Annotated in this window: 13 protein-coding genes; all 13 read left to right on the top strand. The window is 43.4% G+C overall.

Features of this window, described 5'->3' with window-relative positions:
* Positions 1-1,976 (top strand): Ig-like domain-containing protein (locus tag FNH22_RS23155; protein ID WP_143400832.1); only part of this gene is annotated, 1,976 nt, incomplete at its 5' end.
* An 11-nt stretch (positions 1,977-1,987) separates the two neighbouring features.
* Positions 1,988-2,890: a type IX secretion system membrane protein PorP/SprF gene (locus FNH22_RS23150; RefSeq protein WP_185154369.1), complete on the top strand. Its 903-nt coding sequence runs from the start codon at positions 1,988-1,990 to the stop codon at positions 2,888-2,890.
* A gap of 2 nt (positions 2,891-2,892) precedes the next feature.
* Positions 2,893-5,106: an OmpA family protein gene (locus tag FNH22_RS23145; protein WP_143400830.1), complete on the top strand. Its 2,214-nt coding sequence runs from the start codon at positions 2,893-2,895 to the stop codon at positions 5,104-5,106.
* Between the two features lie 824 nt (positions 5,107-5,930).
* The gene (locus FNH22_RS23140; protein WP_143400829.1) at positions 5,931-7,382 is read left to right on the top strand and encodes a glycoside hydrolase family 28 protein; all 1,452 of its coding nucleotides are present in this window, start codon (positions 5,931-5,933) and stop codon (positions 7,380-7,382) included.
* Between the two features lie 320 nt (positions 7,383-7,702).
* Positions 7,703-8,521, top strand: a complete 819-nt coding sequence (locus FNH22_RS23135) for an SDR family oxidoreductase (RefSeq protein WP_221420332.1) — start codon at positions 7,703-7,705, stop codon at positions 8,519-8,521.
* Between the two features lie 2 nt (positions 8,522-8,523).
* A complete protein-coding gene (gene uxuA / locus FNH22_RS23130; RefSeq protein ID WP_143400828.1) occupies positions 8,524-9,711 on the top strand; it encodes a mannonate dehydratase in 1,188 nt (395 codons plus the stop codon).
* 11 nt (positions 9,712-9,722) lie between these two features.
* Entirely contained in the window at positions 9,723-11,141 is a 1,419-nt protein-coding gene (gene uxaC / locus FNH22_RS23125; protein ID WP_255518142.1) for a glucuronate isomerase, read from the top strand.
* Positions 11,142-11,222: 81 nt separating this feature from the next.
* Positions 11,223-12,218 (top strand): TRAP transporter substrate-binding protein, encoded by a 996-nt coding sequence (locus FNH22_RS23120; protein ID WP_255518141.1) that lies wholly within the window; start codon positions 11,223-11,225, stop codon positions 12,216-12,218.
* 10 nt (positions 12,219-12,228) lie between these two features.
* Complete coding sequence (locus tag FNH22_RS23115; protein ID WP_143400826.1) at positions 12,229-12,696, top strand: TRAP transporter small permease; 468 nt, start codon at positions 12,229-12,231, stop codon at positions 12,694-12,696.
* Between the two features lies 1 nt (position 12,697).
* On the top strand, positions 12,698-13,996 hold the full coding sequence (locus tag FNH22_RS23110; RefSeq protein WP_143400825.1) for a TRAP transporter large permease: 1,299 nt from the start codon (positions 12,698-12,700) through the stop codon (positions 13,994-13,996).
* 38 nt (positions 13,997-14,034) lie between these two features.
* On the top strand, positions 14,035-15,354 hold the full coding sequence (locus FNH22_RS23105) for a glycoside hydrolase family 28 protein (protein ID WP_143400824.1): 1,320 nt from the start codon (positions 14,035-14,037) through the stop codon (positions 15,352-15,354).
* Positions 15,345-16,412, top strand: coding sequence for a twin-arginine translocation signal domain-containing protein (locus FNH22_RS23100; protein WP_143400823.1), 1,068 nt, complete (start codon positions 15,345-15,347; stop codon positions 16,410-16,412). The genes FNH22_RS23105 and FNH22_RS23100 overlap by 10 nt, the downstream gene beginning before the upstream one ends.
* A 3-nt stretch (positions 16,413-16,415) precedes the next feature.
* On the top strand, positions 16,416-18,068 hold the full coding sequence (locus FNH22_RS23095; protein WP_143400822.1) for a UxaA family hydrolase: 1,653 nt from the start codon (positions 16,416-16,418) through the stop codon (positions 18,066-18,068).
* Positions 18,069-18,523: the final 455 nt, after the last annotated feature.

Here is an 18,523-nt window from a genome sequence, read left to right as displayed (position 1 = left end):
TCAGTGTTGGAAATGGCAGTGCCTCGAATTTTGTGGCGGTCGATGGCAATACCTACACGGCAGACATTACCCCGGACGGTACGGGTGACATCACGATTGACGTAGCCACGGCGGCAGCGCAGGACGGTGCAGGCAATGACAACACGGCCGCTACCCAGGCGGTAACGCTGTTTGATAACACTGCTCCGACAGTGGATATTCAGGGTGAACCTGCATTAGTCAACAGCACGGCGAGCTATAATGTGACCATTGAGTTCAGTGAAGATGTAACAGGCTTTTCGTTGGCCGATATCAGTGTTGGAAATGGCAGTGCCTCGAATTTTGTGGCGGTCGATGGCAATACCTACACGGCAGACATTACCCCGGACGGTACGGGTGACATCACGATTGACGTAGCCACAGCGGCAGCGCAGGACGGCGCTGGCAATGACAACATGGCCGCCACTCAGGCGGTAACGCTGTTTGATAACACCGCTCCGACAGTGGATATCCAGGGGGAGCCTGCATTAGTCAACAGCACAGCGAGCTATAATGTGACCATTGAGTTCAGCGAAGATGTAACAGGTTTTTCGTTGGCCGATATCAGTGTTGGCAACGGTTCCGCCTCCAACCTGGTGGCTATTGACGGCAATACTTACACGGCAGACATTACCCCGGACGGTACGGGTGACATCACGATTGACGTAGCCACGGCGGCAGCGCAGGACGGTGCAGGCAATGACAACACGGCCGCTACCCAGACGGTAACGCTGTTTGATAACACCGCTCCGACAGTGGATATCCAGGGGGAGCCTGCATTAGTCAACAGCACAGCGAGCTATAATGTGACCATTGAGTTCAGCGAAGATGTAACAGGTTTTTCGTTGGCCGATATCAGTGTTGGAAATGGCAGTGCCTCGAATTTTGTGACGGTCGATGGCAATACCTACACGGCAGATATCACACCCGATGGCAATGGTGATATTACCATTGACGTGGCAGATGGGGTAGCTCAAGATGACGCGGGTAATGATAATACAGCCGCAACCCAGGCAATCACTCTGTTCAACACAACAATCACTGAGCCCACTGTCAACGCCTTCGCAAGTAATGACGGGCTACCTTTCATTACAGGAACCTGGGATGAGCTCAACGCCACAGAACTCGAAGTTACAGTCAATGGAGTGATCTATGTATTGGGTACAGACCCGGAGCTGATTATCGATGGCAGCGGGAACTGGTCGCTTGACCTGACCGGTTTGACCACACCCCTGTCTGATGGTACATATGATATCGCAGTGGTGAACAGCAATGGTTCTGATAGCAGGGCCGATGTCACTACAGATGAATTGATTGTTGCTATTGACAGTGATGATGATGGAATCGCGGACGTATCAGATAACTGTCCCGATGTGCCTAATGATCAGCAAACGGACACTGATGCTGATGGGCTCGGAGATCCCTGTGATGAAGATGCCGATGGAGATGGAATACCGAACACGGGCGAAGACCGAAATAATAATGGAGATCTGACAGATGACGATACTAATGAGGATGGCACCCCCGACTATCTGGACAATGACGACGACGGAGACGGAATCCCCACTATGCAGGAGGATGCCAATGATGATGGGGACCTGACCAATGATGATTGTGACCTGGACGGAATGCCGGATTACCTGGATGCTGATGATTGTACAGAAGGCCAGGCCGTGATACCAAAGAAGGGATTCTCACCGAATGGTGATGGTGAAAACCCTTCATGGCAGATTCCTAACATTGAGAACTACCCTGGCAATGTAGTGCACGTCTTTAACAGATGGGGAAATGAAATTATAAAAATAGAAAGCTACAATAATGTGGATCGGGCATGGATTGGTCAGTCCGATGGTATCCTGACGATTGGCAGTGAAGTGCCTGATGGTACCTATTTCTATCTCATCGATCTGGGAGATGGCAGCGCCCCTCTTAATGGATTTGTAATTCTCAAAAGATAATAATAATGACAATGAAAAGATCAACAATATACATAGCGCTGTTATGGTTATGCCAGGTGGGTTATGCTCAGCAGCAGGCCATGTTCACTCAATACATGTTCAATGGCCTGGTGCTTAACCCTGCATACGCAGGTTCCCATGAAACCGTAAGCGCTACGGCGCTGGCGAGAGAACAGTGGACCGGAATTGATGGGGCGCCCAGCACGCAGACCTTCAGTCTGCATTCTCCGGTGGTCAATCAGCGGTTCGCACTTGGGCTGGTTTTGCTGCACGATGAGATTGGTGTTACCGATCAAACGGGAGCCTATTTGTCCTATGCTTATCGTATTCCAGTCAGCGAAAACATAAAATTGTCCTTTGGGTTGCAGGGAGGAGTAACTTTCTTTGATGCCAGGTTAAGTGAAGCTTTTGAAAATGATCAGGTTGGAATAGATGTTTCCGAATCACAGGGTAATTTTGGTTTTGGTACCTACATATATTCAGATCGTTTTTATGCGGGTATATCCGTTCCTCAACTCCTTGAGAATGAATTTGACCGAGACAACCCGGACTCAGATTCAAGAATTGTAAGGCACTACTTCGGCACAGTGGGTTACGTCTTTGACCTGAGCCGTTCACTAAAGTTAAAACCCAATATTCTGGTAAAAGCTGTGGATGGAGCACCTTTGGAATTTGATGTGAATGCGAATTTTCTCATTCACGATATAGTATGGTTGGGTGTATCGTGGAGATCCTTTGATTCCTTTGATGCACTGGTTCAGTTTCAAGTTACCCCAAAATTACAATTCGGCTACGCCTATGATTTTGCCACCACTTCTGAGCTAAGAAGAGTTAACGGAGGTTCACACGAATTTATGGTGAATTATCGCTTTGGCTCCAATAAATCAAGGATCATTACCCCAAGATATTTTTAATTATGAAAGCCAAAAGTAAAATCAAACTTCTCTTGTTTGCCATTCTGATATCCGGGCACGCTGATGGTCAAATAGGCAATCTGTTCAAAACAAGTGAGCAGCGAGGAGACGAACTTTTCAATGAATTTGCCTACACACAAGCCATCGATCAATACAAGATCGCCCTGGACAAAACGGATAAGCCGGGAATTGTATTAAAAATAGCGGATAGCTATAGAAAACTGAACGACCCGGCGAGCTCATCAGAGTGGTATGCCAAAGCACTAGAAAGTCAAGTGTCAGAACCTTTGGCTTATTTACACTATGCTGAAGCTCTGAGCAGCATGGAAAATTATGAGGATGCCAAAAAATGGTATAAAAAATACGACACTTTTACCAGTGAGGATAATCGACCTGACATGAAAATTGAGGCAATCGACAATCTCACCAACCAGGAAGATCGGTCGAAACAGGTTACCATTACCTTGACCGGCTTTAACTCCGGTGCATCTGACTTCAGTCCCACATTTTATGAAGGTGACCAGGTGTTATTTGTATCCGCACGTGAGCAAAATAAAGCATTGCCCAACCTATTCAATTGGGATAAATCGGAATACCTTAACATTTACCTGGCAGACCCCTCCGGAACAATAGAGGCATTCCATAAGCAGATCAATTCGAAATACCATGAAGGCCCTATGGCAATATATAGCAACGCTACTCGGATGATCTTTACCCGGAATGACTACTTTGGCTCCCTGGGCAGAAGTAGTGAAGGCATTACGAAACTGAAATTGTATACCTCTTCTAAAAATGCAGACGGCACATGGAATAAACCTTTAAAGTTTAAATACAATAGCTCTGAATATTCAGTGGGCCATCCTACAGTAACGGAAGATGGAACACTCTTGATCTTTGTCTCTGATATGCCCGGAGGGTATGGGGGTACGGATCTGTATTGGTCAAAGTGGGTAGAAGGAGAATGGTCAGAACCTGAAAATATGGGAAAAACAGTGAACACGAAAGGAAACGAGATGTTCCCCTTCGTTTCTGATGAAAATCAGCTTTTTTTCGCCAGCAATGGTCACGGCGGCTTTGGGGGCCTGGATCAGTTCGGCATTGACCTGGAGAAGCTGGATAAGTCGATACCCGTAAATTTAGGGAAACCACTCAATAGCAGTTTTGATGATTTTGGGTTGATCATCCGTGCGGGTAAAGGCTACTTTTCCAGTAACAGGGAGGGGAGTAAAAATAACGATGATATTTATTCCTTTACTTCGACCGGACCACTTCTCCGAAGCTACACGCTTAAGGGGGTGATCGCTGATAGTGATAAGAAACAGCCACTATCCAACGCAGCAGTAAGCCTTAAAGGGCCCGATGGTAAAGTTTTGGAGCAAGCCATTACCAATGCGAAAGGAGAATACTTTTTTTTGGTAGACCCGGAAACACAATACACGCTTGAAGTAACCAAAGAAGAATATCTATCGAACAATGCACAAGTGGATATCAACGATAACACTAAACTGGATTGGATCAAAAACCTCAATCTCAAACCAGATTATGGCTTTAACCTTTTGGGTACTATAAAAGAGAAAGGATCGGGACAGGCTATTGAAGGTGTAAAGGTGACCATGATTGATAACATGACTGGAAAACAAGCTCTGAACGTCACTACTGATAATAAGGGGGAATTCTTCAAAAGCATAGAAGATAAAGAGCTCAACGACCGGATAAGTTACCAGATAAAGCTGGAACGGGAAGGTTACCTCTCTAAAATGATGACCTACAATACCGAACTGAAAGAGCCTGGAACAATCAATCTTAACGAGTTTCTCAACATCCGCATGGATAAAATTGATGTAGGTACAGACATAGGTAAGCTTATTGATATTAATCCCATATACTTTGACCTGGGCAAGTACAACATTAGAACGGATGCTGCCATGGAACTCGATAAGATCGTAAAAATAATGAAGGAAAATCCTACCATCGAGATAGAACTGGGATCGCATACCGATAGTCGTGGGAGCGCCTCTTCTAATGAAAGACTCTCAGACAATAGGGCCAAAGCTTCCGCTGAATATGTCGTTTCTAAAGGCATAAGTAAAAATCGGATAACCGGTAAAGGGTATGGAGAAAGCCAATTGATCAACCGGTGTTCAGACGGGGTAAAATGCTCCAAAGATGAACATCAGAAAAACAGGCGAACGGAGTTTAAAATAATAAAGTACTAAATAAGGGAATAGCCAATTTGGTACAAATAAACTCAAGCTCCTTCTCAGCTATAACATCAGGCAACTAAGAACAGGTAACGTTGGGCTCAATTTTGAGATATGTAATGCGGAAGCCAATGAGGAATTTATCTGTTCTTAGTCAATTATAAAATGAGTGGATGTAATAATTCAGTCATAAGCAGATCAAATTCCTTCGTTTGCCAGTATTCCGAAGGGCAATTGATGGATTTAATGAGAATGAAAGGTGTGAACAAACCAGGCTTAAAACACGTGTTGAGATGTTGACCTTAAAACAGTATGTATCTGCCTATGTCTATTTCTAAAAATGGGAAGGATAAGCATTAGGTAATGAATAGGTATGGCATTTCTGCCATTTAACAGATGTTCTGCATAATTGAGTTGCAATGAGTGAAAAGAACAGCTTTTAATGGCTAAATTATATGCCTTGTTATTTTTTCCTTAAATCTGGGTATCTGTTTAAGCAACTAAATTCCAGGAAGAAGGTTTTGAGCAAGTTCGGCTTTGGTAATGGCTAGTCGATTTAGATTTCATGGATCAACAGACCTTACAAGTTGTAAAGTAGTATTGATTAAAGCTAGACCTTAGCTCCATGAACAGTACAGGTTAAGGATTGACCTGATAACCTGAAAGCTCACCTGCGTAATGGAAAATCCATCACCCATCGTCTTTAAGAGTATGAATGAAAGTATGCGGTGAACCTTGTATCTCGGTTTTCCGGTTAATGATTTTAGGTGTACAATAGGCTGTTGCTTTCAAAGGAACCAATAGTTTCACGTATCGTGCAGATATAATTTTAAAATACTATGATTAAAGCACTACTTTGTTTGTCGCTCTTGTTACTGTGTATAGTTTGTACTACACCTCAAAAAGAACAACAGAAAGCCTTTACGTTAGAAATTGCCCGGGCTTATGAGGCAAAAGCATGGAATAGCATAGACAGCCTGATGGCCAGAATAAATCCACCTCAATTCAGATCTAACCTATATGATGTGAAGCTGTCAGGAGCAAAGGGAGATTCGATTACCAATGATCTCCCGGTGTTTATGCAGGCTATAAATAAGTGTTCTGAAGAAGGCGGAGGTACTGTGCGTGTACCGGCCGGTCAATTCTTTTTAAAAGGACCCATTCACTTAAGGAGTAACGTGAATTTGCATTTGGACAAAGGGGCCAGGATATTTTTTAGCCAGGAGGCCGGAGACTATTTACCTGTAGTAAAAGTAAGATGGGAAGGAACAGTGTGTTATAACTATTCTCCCCTTATTTACGCCTATCGGCAAACTAATATAGCCATTACAGGAGAAGGGGTCATTGATGGTGCGGCAGCACATTGGTCCGAGGAGTGGAGAAAGCTCCAAAAACCAGATAAAAAAAGACTACGTCAAATGGGAAACGATACCATCCCGGACTATCATCGTGTATTTGGGAATGGCTTTATGGATGCGGATGGTGATGGCAATGATGATGGTTATGGTGATGCCAAATCGCATTACCTGCGTCCTGGGTTGATAGAGTTTTATGAATGTAACAACGTATTACTCGAAGGCTTTACGGCGAAAAACTCCCCTTTCTGGACCGTACACCCTATTTTTAGCAAAAATATAACCATAAGAAACCTGAAAGTTTTTGGGCATACGTTGAATGATGATGGCATTGATCCTGATAGCTGTGAAGATGTACTTATAGAAGGATGTACCGTACAAACACATGACGATGCCATCGCTGTGAAAGCAGGAAGAGATCAGGATGCCTGGATAAGACCTGCCAGTCGTAATATTATTATCAGGAATAATCAATTAATGAGTGGCGTAAATGCATTGTGTATAGGCTCGGAAATGAGTGGTGGTGTGTTCTATATGTTTGCTGAGAATAACACCATTTCCGATGGTAAACATGCCTTAAACTTTAAGTGTAACCTGGACCGTGGCGGGCAGGTGGAAAACATTTTTATCCGAAACACAACCATTTCCTCTTGTAGAGAGGCGATGTTCATCTTCAGAATGGACTATCACGGATATAGGGGCAATCATTTTCCTACCGCGTTTAATGACTTTTATGTTTCTGATATTACCTGTGGAAATGTGGAAATGAAACCCTTCAAAATAGTCGGTGTACCCGATCAGTTTATCAAACGAATTTATTTAAACAATATCAAGATCAGAACGGCGGGTGAAAACAGCGAATTTCAACATACAGAGGATCTCTTGTTTTCTAATGTAACCATAGCCGGACGACCTTTTACATCAGAAAATGATTAATTCTGACAATAATGCAGGTAGCCGCTACGGTAGTATTAATAAGATGAAATAATGCTCTGTTGATTTGGACACATACCGTGAGCAGACAGCGCAGTACATAAAGAGGTGTTTAATATAACATCTCAAGCCGTCTTATTAAATTGTCTTTAAGAGTTGTCATGATAGGATAGTAAATGAAACCATGAGAAGTGGTAACAATCGTTCAAAAATGGGGCTGCATAGTTCCTGTATTGCATGTATTACTAAAATCTTCTATTAATCTGAGTACTATTGTAAGGGTGTCTGTTGGTTCAAAAGTCACACAATAGGAATACATTCAAATGATACAGACTTTATTTAATCTCAATGGCAAAGTAGCCGCCATTTCTGGTGGTTCGGGTATTTTAGGAACGGCGATGGCCAGAGCGCTGGCCCGGGAAGGTGTGGCAATAGCGCTGCTGGATCGTGATCCGGAAAAATCAGATGAACTACTGGTGGAAGCGGAGCAAAACGGGTGGAAGATCAAAGCCTATCGATCAGATGTACTTGATGAGGAAGTAATGAGATCCGTACGTGCTGAGCTGCTGAATGATTATGGCAAAATAGATGTATTGATCAACGCAGCGGGTGGCAATATGCCTGGTTCTACTGTTGGGCCGGATCAAAGCATTTTAGATCTTTCGGTAGCAGATACCAAAAAGGTGTTGGAACTCAATTACCTGGGGAGTGTAATTCCCACCCAGGTGTTTTTGGAACCTATGATATCCGCCAAAGCCGGATGTATCATAAACATCTCATCTATGTCTGCTCAGCAACCTCTTACACGGGTTATGGGATATTCCTCAGCTAAGGCATCTATTGATAACTATACCAAATGGCTGGCGGTGGAGCTTGCCGGCAAATTTGGTGAAGGTTTCAGGGTCAATGCCCTTGCCCCGGGTTTCTTTCTTACCGATCAAAACAGGAGCCTGCTAACGAACGAGGACGGTTCACTTACAGCACGTGGTAAGACTATTGTGGAGCATACGCCTTTCGGACGTTTCGGAGCACCGGAAGAACTGGCAGGCACGTTGATATGGCTGTGTTCAGATGCTTCTAAATTTGTAACCGGCACTATTATCCCTATTGACGGTGGATTCAGTGCTTTTAGCGGAGTATAATTATGAGCTTTATTCAAACCATGCGCTGGTATGGACCCAATGATCCTGTTAAACTTGCCCATATTAGTCAGGCAGGGGCCACAGGTGTTGTTACGGCCTTACATCATATTTCCAATGGTGTGGCCTGGACCAGTGAAGAAATAAAAAAACGTATTAAGGAGATCGCATCAAAAAGACTTGTATGGAGTGTGGTGGAAAGTATCCCTGTTCATGAAGATATTAAAACCAGAAAAGGGAATTACCTGGAATATATAGATAATTATAAGACATCTATCCGCAACCTCGGAAAAGAAGGTATAAAAACGGTTTGCTACAATTTTATGCCGGTGTTGGATTGGACGCGTACTGATCTGGGGTATGAGCTGGCCAATGGCGCCCGTGCCCTTCGCTATGACCGGGCAGCCATGACAGCCTTTGACCTTTTTATCCTGAAAAGAGAAAACACATCATATAGTAACGATGAAGTGATAGTGGCAGAAAAGCTACTCAAAAGTATGGACCAGAATGCCCGTGACCTGTTGGTGAAAAATATTTTGGCCGGCTTGCCGGGAGCAGAAGAATCCTATACAGTCACTGATTTTAAGCATAAACTTAGCGACTACGAGGGTATTGACGCCAATGGACTTAGGTCCAACATCATAGAATTTTTGAAAGAAATCATCCCGGTGGCTGAAGAAGCAGGCGTAAATATGGCCATTCATCCCGATGACCCGCCTTTTCCACTGTTCGGACTGCCCAGAGTGGTAAGTACGGCTGAAGATGTGCAGTATTTGTTTGATGCTGTTGATACTACAGCCAATGGCTTGACCTTCTGTACGGGCTCTTTTGGAGTGCGCCCGGATAATGACCTGGCTTTTATGGCTACACAATTTGGTAGTCGAATACACTTTGTTCATTTAAGAAGTACTTTAAGAGATGCGTACGGTAACTTCTACGAAGCAGACCATCTGGCAGGAGATGTTGACATGTATGAAGTGATCAGATCACTATTGCAGGAAATGGTTCGCAGAAAAGAATCCGGTAGAGGGGACATACATATGCCGATGAGGCCGGATCATGGTCATCAAATGATCGACGATCTTGAAAAAAAAACCAACCCCGGATATTCAGGTATAGGCAGGTTAAAAGGACTGGCAGAAATACGAGGAGTGGAATGGGGTATAAAAAAAGCCCTCCAATTGACCATTTAAATTTATTTATAGTGAATATCAACGACATAAGCTTCAAACAATTTATTGGCGCTGACTTTCTTCTGGAAAATGAAATAGCAGAAGAGCTCTACCATGAGCATGCCAGCCAGATGCCCATCATAGACTATCATTGCCACTTATCACCTGAAGACCTTGCCAATGACCGGCAATTTAAAACCCTTACAGAGATATGGCTTGAAGGAGACCACTACAAATGGAGAGCTATGCGTGCTAACGGTATTGAAGAAAAATTCATTACCGGAAACGCTTCAGATGAGGATAAATTTTATAAATGGGCGGATACAGTACCTTTTACACTAAGAAATCCATTGTATCACTGGACCCACTTAGAGCTAAGGAGGTATTTTGGCATCAATGATATCTTAAATGCGGATACCGCCAGGGCCATTTATACAGAGGCCACATCGAAACTTAATACCAAGGAGTTTAGCAGCCGCAATATTCTTCGCAAGATGAATGTAGAGGTAGTATGTACTACAGATGATCCTATCGATAGCCTGGAGCATCATATTAAGCTGAAGAAAGAGTTTGAAATTAAAGTATTACCTACTTTTCGTCCTGATAAAGCATATGCTGCAGAAAATGTACCCGGTTACCTGAAATATATAGAGCGCCTGTCAGAGCTAACCGGTGTTCATATTGATTCATTTAGCGCTTTGATCGAAGCCTTGGAGAAAAGGATACTGTTCTTTCATGAAAACGGCTGCAGATTGTCGGACCATGGGTTGGAGCAATTCTATTACGAAAAGGTCACACCTTCAGAGGTAAACAAGATATTTTTGAAAGTTATGGGTGGTTCTGCCCTTGCAGCAGGTGAGTTACACAAATTCAAGTATGCCGTTTTGATAGCGTTGAGTAAGCTCTACCACCGGCAGGGATGGACACAGCAATATCATATCGGGGCTATTCGCAATAACAATGAGCGAATGCTACGCGTATTGGGTCCTGATACAGGGTTTGACTCCATTGGCGATTTCAGTCAGGCTCGTACGCTCTCACAGTTTTTAAGTCATCTGGATAATTCAGATCAACTTGCCAAAACCATTCTTTATAACCTGAACCCTTCAGACAATGAAACGATAGCTACCATGATCGGTAACTTTAATCATGGTTCAGTAGCCGGGAAAGTGCAGTTTGGATCGGGATGGTGGTTCCTTGATCAAAAAGATGGTATGGAACGACAGATGAATACCCTATCAAACATGGGGCTGATAAGTCATTTTGTAGGAATGTTGACCGATTCAAGAAGTTTTATGTCTTACCCCAGGCATGAATATTTCAGAAGGATACTGTGTAATTTAATCGGAAAAGATGTAGTCAATGGTGAAATACCTTATGACATAGAGCTACTTAGTGGTATGATCAAAAACATATGTTATTACAATGCCAAAAACTATTTTAACTTCTGATAATATCGTTAAAGTAAAAAAAGTTAATTTCGCCCGCGTAGCTTACGTATGCATTACATACCGGTTGCCAGGTACATAATTATGATGAGATCCATACAGTTGCTTTTCGGTTTAATGTTCTTGGTGCTTGTCTTAGGTTGTGGTGATGAGAAAAAAGTGAAAGTATTACGCCTGGCCCACGGGTTGGATATCACACATCCGGTACACAAAGGTATGGAGTTCATGGCTACCAAACTGGAAGAAAAATCAGGCGGAAAAATGCAGTTAGCTATTTACCCTAGTGGTCAGTTAGGTGCGGAAAGAGAGTGTCTGGAGTTACTCCAGATCGGAAGCCTGGACCTTACAAAAGTATCAGCAGCAGTATTAGAGAATTTTGCGCCGGGCTACGAGGTTCTGAGCCTTCCGTATATTTTTAGAAATCGTGAGCATCGCTATGCGGCGCTTGATGGAGTAGTAGGGCAGCAGCTGCTGGATGAAGGTGAAAAATATCGGTTGAAAGGGTTATGTTTTTATGATGCAGGAAGTCGTAGCTTCTATACAAAGGGAAAACCAGTACAAACACCGGGTGATCTTCGTGGGTTAAAGATTCGTGTTCAGAAAAGTAAAACTGCGGTGAACATGATAGAACAATTAGGGGGTTCACCTACTCCGATAGCATGGGGAGAACTTTATACAGCACTTCAGCAGGGGGTAGTAGATGGTGCGGAAAACAATCCACCCAGTTTCTTTTTCTCCAGGCATTATGAAGTTTGTAAGTTTTACACTATTAATGAGCATACTTCTGTACCAGACGTTCTCATTGTGGGTACCAGTACCTGGAAAAGCCTTACTCCGGAACAGCAAGGCTGGTTGAAAGCTGCTGCAATGGAATCAGCCATTCATCAACGGGTACTGTGGCAAGCCTCTGAACAAGAGTGTCTTGCTGCGGTAAAAGAAGCAGGTGTAGAGATCGTATATCCTCCCAAAGAACCATTTGCGGAAAAGGTTCGCAGTATGTATGACGATTACCGGGAACAGCCTGAGATGATGGAATTGATCGAACAAATAAAAGCTGTAAAAAGTACTACCCGACCTTAAAAGATCTGGAATGAGAAAAAAGATTGACCAGTTTCTAGAGAAGATATTAATTGTATTAATGGCGCTCATGGTCGTGGATGTGGTTTGGCAGGTATTTTCCCGTTATGTGATAAGAGTGCCAAGCACCTTTACCGATGAATTGGCTGGATTCCTATTGATTTGGCTAGGGTTGTTAGGAGCTGCCTATGCTTCTGGTAAGGGGCAACACCTTGCTATAGAAATATTGCCGAATAAGCTTGGGCCGGCAAGCCGTGCTAAGCTGGACATTTTTATTAATCTGATGGTAGTCCTGTTTGTGATCCCGGTAATGTTGATCGGCGGAGGACACCTCGTATACCTTACTTTTTTATTAGAACAGCGATCTGCTACACTGGGAATACCGTTAGGGTATATTTACCTTTGTGTCCCATTAAGTGGCTTGTTCATAACGATTTATAGCTTTTATAACGTTAAAGATAAAATGACCACACCTGCCTGATATGGAGTTTTTAGACGTTGGTATATTAGTATTTTCATTTTTGTTACTACTGGCCATTGGAGTTCCGATAGCCTATAGCATTGGTATCTCTTCATTGTTTACCATGTTGGTAAGTATTCCGATGATGCCGTCTATCACCACGCTGGCACAACGTATGGCTACGGCCCTGGATAGTTTTGCTTTATTGGCTATACCCTTTTTTATATTGGCAGGGCAGCTCATGAACAGGGGAGGTATTGCAGAACGCCTTATTGATTTTGCAAAAGTACTGGTGGGTCGATTGCCGGGAGGACTGGCTTTTGTGAATATTCTGGCCTGCATGCTTTTCGGGGCCATTTCCGGATCAGCCGTAGCGGCTGCTTCTGCAATAGGTGGGTTTATGATCAACCGGATGGAAAAAGAAGGGTATTCACGTCCTTTCAGCGCTGCTGTCAATATTACCAGTGCCACTACAGGTCTTATTATACCTCCCAGTAACATCCTTATTATTTATTCACTTGCCAGTGGAGGTGTAAGTATTGCGGCGTTATTTGTGGCTGGTTATCTCCCTGGGTTGCTGGTAGGTGTATTTCTGATGTCAATAGCGGGAGTGTGGGCGTATGTCAAAAAATATCCGGTAGGAGAAGCCGCCGGATTGAAAACCGCCTTCTTTAAATTGTTAGACGCTTTACCCAGTCTTTTAATGCTGTTTATTGTAATAGGTGGTATAGTAGGGGGCATCTTTACGGCTACGGAAGCCTCAGCCATTGCCGTTGTATATACACTGGTATTATCTATGGGTATTTACCGCCAGGTGAAAGTACGGGACCTGCCCGATGTACTGCTGGAAACGGTGAAAACTACTTCTATTGTTATGCTGCTGATCGGTACTTCCATGGGCATGTCATGGGTAATGTCATTTGAAAATATTCCCCAGGATGTAAGTAATTTCCTGCTGGGCGTTAGTGACAATGAGTTTGTCGTGTTATTGATCATCAACCTGATCTTACTATTTGTAGGGGTGTTTATGGACATGACCCCTGCAGTACTCATCTTTACGCCTATATTTTTACCTGTGGTGACTAACATGGGGATGGATCCGGTACACTTTGGAGTGGTTATGGTGCTTAACTTATGTATTGGTCTTTGCACACCCCCTGTAGGATCTGTATTATTTGTAGGTTGTGGTGTAGCTAAAACCTCGATAGAAAAGGTCATAAAACCGCTTATGCCACTGTTTATAGTCATGATCTTAGCGCTATTGCTGGTGACATATTTTCCTCAGATCAGCCTTTGGCTTCCAGGTAAGTTTGGTTTATAGTACGTAAGGGTTCGTTTGAGACTATTCGTCCTATAAACATGAACTATAGGATGTCTTTTTTGTGCGGCTGTATCTTAATTTTACTTTTTGGCTTTGGTTTTAATTCCAAAGAAAACCAGAGACCTTACACCATTATTAATTTTGGCGCTACTGCCAATGATACCACATTAGATACGGAGGCTATCCAGAAGGCGATCCAATCTTGCTATGATAATGGTGGCGGAACGGTTTATATTCCGGCGGGCAAGTTCATCAGTGGTACGCTCACCTTAAAAAGTCAGGTGTCAATACATCTGGCGGCCGGAGCAATATTACAGGCCAGTACTTCGCTGTCAGATTATACCGGTGAAAAACCTTCCTTCATAAGAGGGGAAGACCTTCAAAACCTGTCTATTAGCGGTGATGGCATAATTGATGGTGCAGGTGATACATTTTGGGATGAAGATTACAAGGCGCTGGAACGTCCGGAGCCATGGATAAGGCTAACAAACTGTCAGAATATGACCATAGAAGGTGTCTTATTCCGTAACTCACCAAGTCATACTATACGATTAGAAAAAAGTGAGAATGTTAAATTTAGAGGCATCTCTATTATCAATCCTTTTTTTGGTCCGAATACAGACGGTATTGACCTGGTAGATAGCAAAAACATCATGATCTCCGATAGTTTTATCAGTACGGGAGATGACGCCATCTGCCTGAAATCACGACGTGATACCGTAGAAAGTATAGTCGTTAATAATTGCGTTCTGGAAAGTGATGACGCAGCCATTAAATTTGGTACCGGTTCCTATGTGGCTACGAGATTTTGTTCTTTCTCTAATATTGTGATCAGAAAAACGCGTTATGGCATTTCACTGTTTATGTTGGACGGTGGGGTATTCGAACATAATAACTTTACCAACCTGATCATTGAAAACGATTCACGGCACCGGTATGAATATCCTATTTTTATAGATGTGGACAAACGTGTTCCGGACCGGGCATACGGCATGATAAGAAATAATTCCTTTTCCAATATCAAGATCATTAGCGATGGAAAAATACTGGTTTCCGGGCATCCGGAAAGTCACATAAAAAACCTGACCTTCAGTAACATTACTTTCCATGCATCCACTGAAACGGATTTTTCCGGAGCCAAAAAACCCCGGGGAAACAAGAATTACCCTAAGCTTGAAACCAGCATTGACCTGGCAGCACGGCAGGCCTATTTTACTCTAGGCTATATTGACGATGTATTGATGAAAGATATCACGCTGTATACATCAGGTCATAGTCTCAGGAAGGAGTTTTATACCGAGGAAGTAACCGTATTTGAAAAAGACAATTTTAAAACCATTGATGGATCATGGGAATAAGCAGAAGAGATTTTGTACAGAAAGCAGCAGTAGGGTCAGCTGCCTTGGGTATTGCACCTCAAGTAGCGTCATGTGCTTCTCCGGGGGGGCGAAATTCTGAAAAGACCTTGAATGCCTACTATTTTAGAGCACACATGTATACGCTAGTACCAAGGCAGGTGAAAGAAGATCTGAAATGGATGGCTGATATTGGTACGAATGTAGTTTCCGTAGCAATCTTGGAACAGGACCTCAGGGCCGCTGTTGAAAATGTTGAGATCATAGTTAATGAGGCTAATAAACTGGGGATGGAGGTTTTTGCCGTTCCTTCAAGGTGGGCCGGATTACTGGCAGGAGCGCCCAAAGTACCAAGCGTTTTTACAGTACAAAACCCTGATACATGGATGATTAATGAAAAAGGCACATTTTATAAGGATAGGAACGTGGGCACGCATAGTAGCATACATTATGAACAAACCTTTGATTTTTTCACAAAAGCAGTAAATAAGATATTTAAACTCTGGAACATAAAGGGTATCATTTGGGATGAACCCAAAATCTATGATAAAAAGGACTTTTCAGAAGGTGCCAGGGAGAACATCGCTAATCTCGAGGATGTTTCCGCTCATAATGAGGCTTTCTCAGGTTTTTTTACCAGGATCAATGCCCATATCAAACGAAACTACCCCGATAAGGTGACCAATTTGTTTGCCTATGCCAACTGGAGGAAAGAGGTCATTGATTCAATGGCCGGTATTAAAGATTTGGATTACCTGGGGTGTGATGGGCGGCCCTGGCCGGTTGATGCCGGAGGACAGGTAGAACAAAATGGTAAAAACCTTTTGGGCGGCCCAGGAAAAATGTTTCTGGAAGCGGCTCATAACAAAGGCAAAAAAGGACTTTTGTTAATTGAGAATCACAACATGCCCGCTGAAAATAATGCACTTATGGATAAATATTTGCCGGAAGTGGTGGCATTACAACCTGAGCAGCTCATTTATTATTATTATCCGCGTAACGTAGATAAACCGGATGATAACATGGCGATTATAGCAAAACACTTAAAAGATTTCAGATAGATTATGTCTAACATTGTTTTAAAAGTACATCCTGATGATAACCTTATAGCAGCGCTGCAAGATCTGAGTGCCGGGCAGGAAGTAGAATTGGAAGGTGAGAATTACCGGATGAAGACGGACGTACCGGCTAAACACAAGTTCTTAGCACATGATGTGCAAATGGGTGACCCGATAATAATGTACGGTGTACTTGTCGGTAAGGCGAAAGATACTATTCAAAAAGGAGAGGTGGCTACCACACAAAATGTGGTGCATGCTGCACAGGAATACACCATTGAAGAAAAAGAGGTTTCCTGGCTGGCGCCGGATGTATCCCGTTTCGCAGATAAAACATTTGACGGGTATCACCGGGCAGATGGTAAAGTAGGTACTGCGAATTATTGGTTAGTAATCCCACTGGTATTTTGTGAAAACCGAAACATTGAGATGATCAGAAAGGCCATGGTGGAGGAACTGGGATATGCCACCGGACAGGATTATCTGCTCAATGTCCGGCAGCTTGTTTCCGCTTACCAGGATGGTTCACCAGCCGATGTATTGCTGCAAGAGGAGATTGTGATACCTGCTGATGAACAAAAGCACCGGAGGACATTCCCTAATGTGGATGGTATCAAGTTCCTGACCCATGATGGGGGCTGTGGCGGCACCCGGCAGGATAGCGACACATTATGCGCTTTGCTGGCCGGATACCTTGATAATCCTAATGTAGCCGGAGCTACCGTGTTAAGTCTTGGGTGTCAGAATGCTCAGGTACATATTCTGCAGGATGCCATTAAAAAGATCAACCCGGGTTTCAATAAGCCTCTTTATATATTAGGGCAACAGGAAAGTAATTCAGAACCTGAATTTATTGCTGAAGCAGTTAAGAAAACTTTTGTGGGCTTAATAGAAGCTAACAAACTAACCAGAAAGCCTGCTCCGTTAAGCAAGCTGACCGTAGGGCTGGAATGTGGTGGATCAGATGGGTTTTCAGGCATTTCTGCCAACCCGGCGGTTGGTCACTTTTCAGACCTTCTTGTGGCTTTAAAGGGGGCGGTAATACTCTCTGAATTTCCTGAGTTAAATGGAGTAGAACAAAACCTTACGGATCGCTGCCCGGATAAAGCAATGGCAGAAAAATTTGCCAAATTAATGCGTACTTATCATGATCGTGCCATTGAATCTGGCTCAGGTTTTGACGCGAACCCATCGCCAGGGAACATCAAAGACGGTTTGATCACAGATGCGATGAAGTCGGCCGGGGCGGCCAAGAAAGGAGGCACTTCGCCTGTAATAGAAGTATTGGACTACACAGAACAAGTTACCAGGCCTGGGCTCAACTTGTTATGTACTCCAGGCAATGATGTAGAATCTACGACAGGGCTGGCAGGTTCCGGCGCTACTCTTACATTGTTTACCACAGGGCTGGGCACTCCCACAGGCAATCCCATATGTCCTGTTATCAAGGTTTCCAGTAATAATAAGCTTTCAGAAAGGATGAAAGACATTATTGATATCAATACGGGTACTATCATAACCGGAGAGGATACCATAGAAACCAAAGGAGCTGAAATATTGGAATATGTGATAGAAGTGGCTAGTGGTAGGAAAATTCCGCATTCCGTACGCTTGGTTCAGGATGATTTTATTCCCTGGAAGCGGGGGATATCGCTATAGTAAACAGAGCCTGGTCAAATAGCTCCTTGGCTCGAGGCGTAAATCGACCTGGTTTGCGCCGGGCGATTGTGAAATAGCTTCTTGCTCCTGCATCGTCTTCACCATGCTGTCTGAAAAGTAAAAAAAGTGTTTTCATTGCAAAGGAGGGTACGGCTGTGGTAGTTTCCCCATCGTGAGATGTACATAGGATCATAGGATTACCTGATCTTTATGCGGTAGCTCTGTATTGGAGTTCTTGTGATGCGCTCTGTTATTGGCAGGCAGAAAGCATTGTCCTCAAGTGGCGAAACGGACTCTTCTTGCATTTAGTATCTAAAGTCATCATCATAAAGAACCTCCTGCTTTGTGAAGGTCAATAAATTATAAAAACTGCAATTACGAATAAAATGTTTTTGTATATTTACTGCAATTGCGAATTATATGGTGAATGTGGAAAGACAAACTTAGTGAACTGG

Source organism: Fulvivirga sp. M361, from assembly GCF_007097395.1.
GTDB lineage: Bacteria > Bacteroidota > Bacteroidia > Cytophagales > Cyclobacteriaceae > Fulvivirga.
The sequence above is the reverse complement of the archived record's forward strand: the minus strand, read 5'-3'. Positions and strand labels throughout refer to the sequence as shown.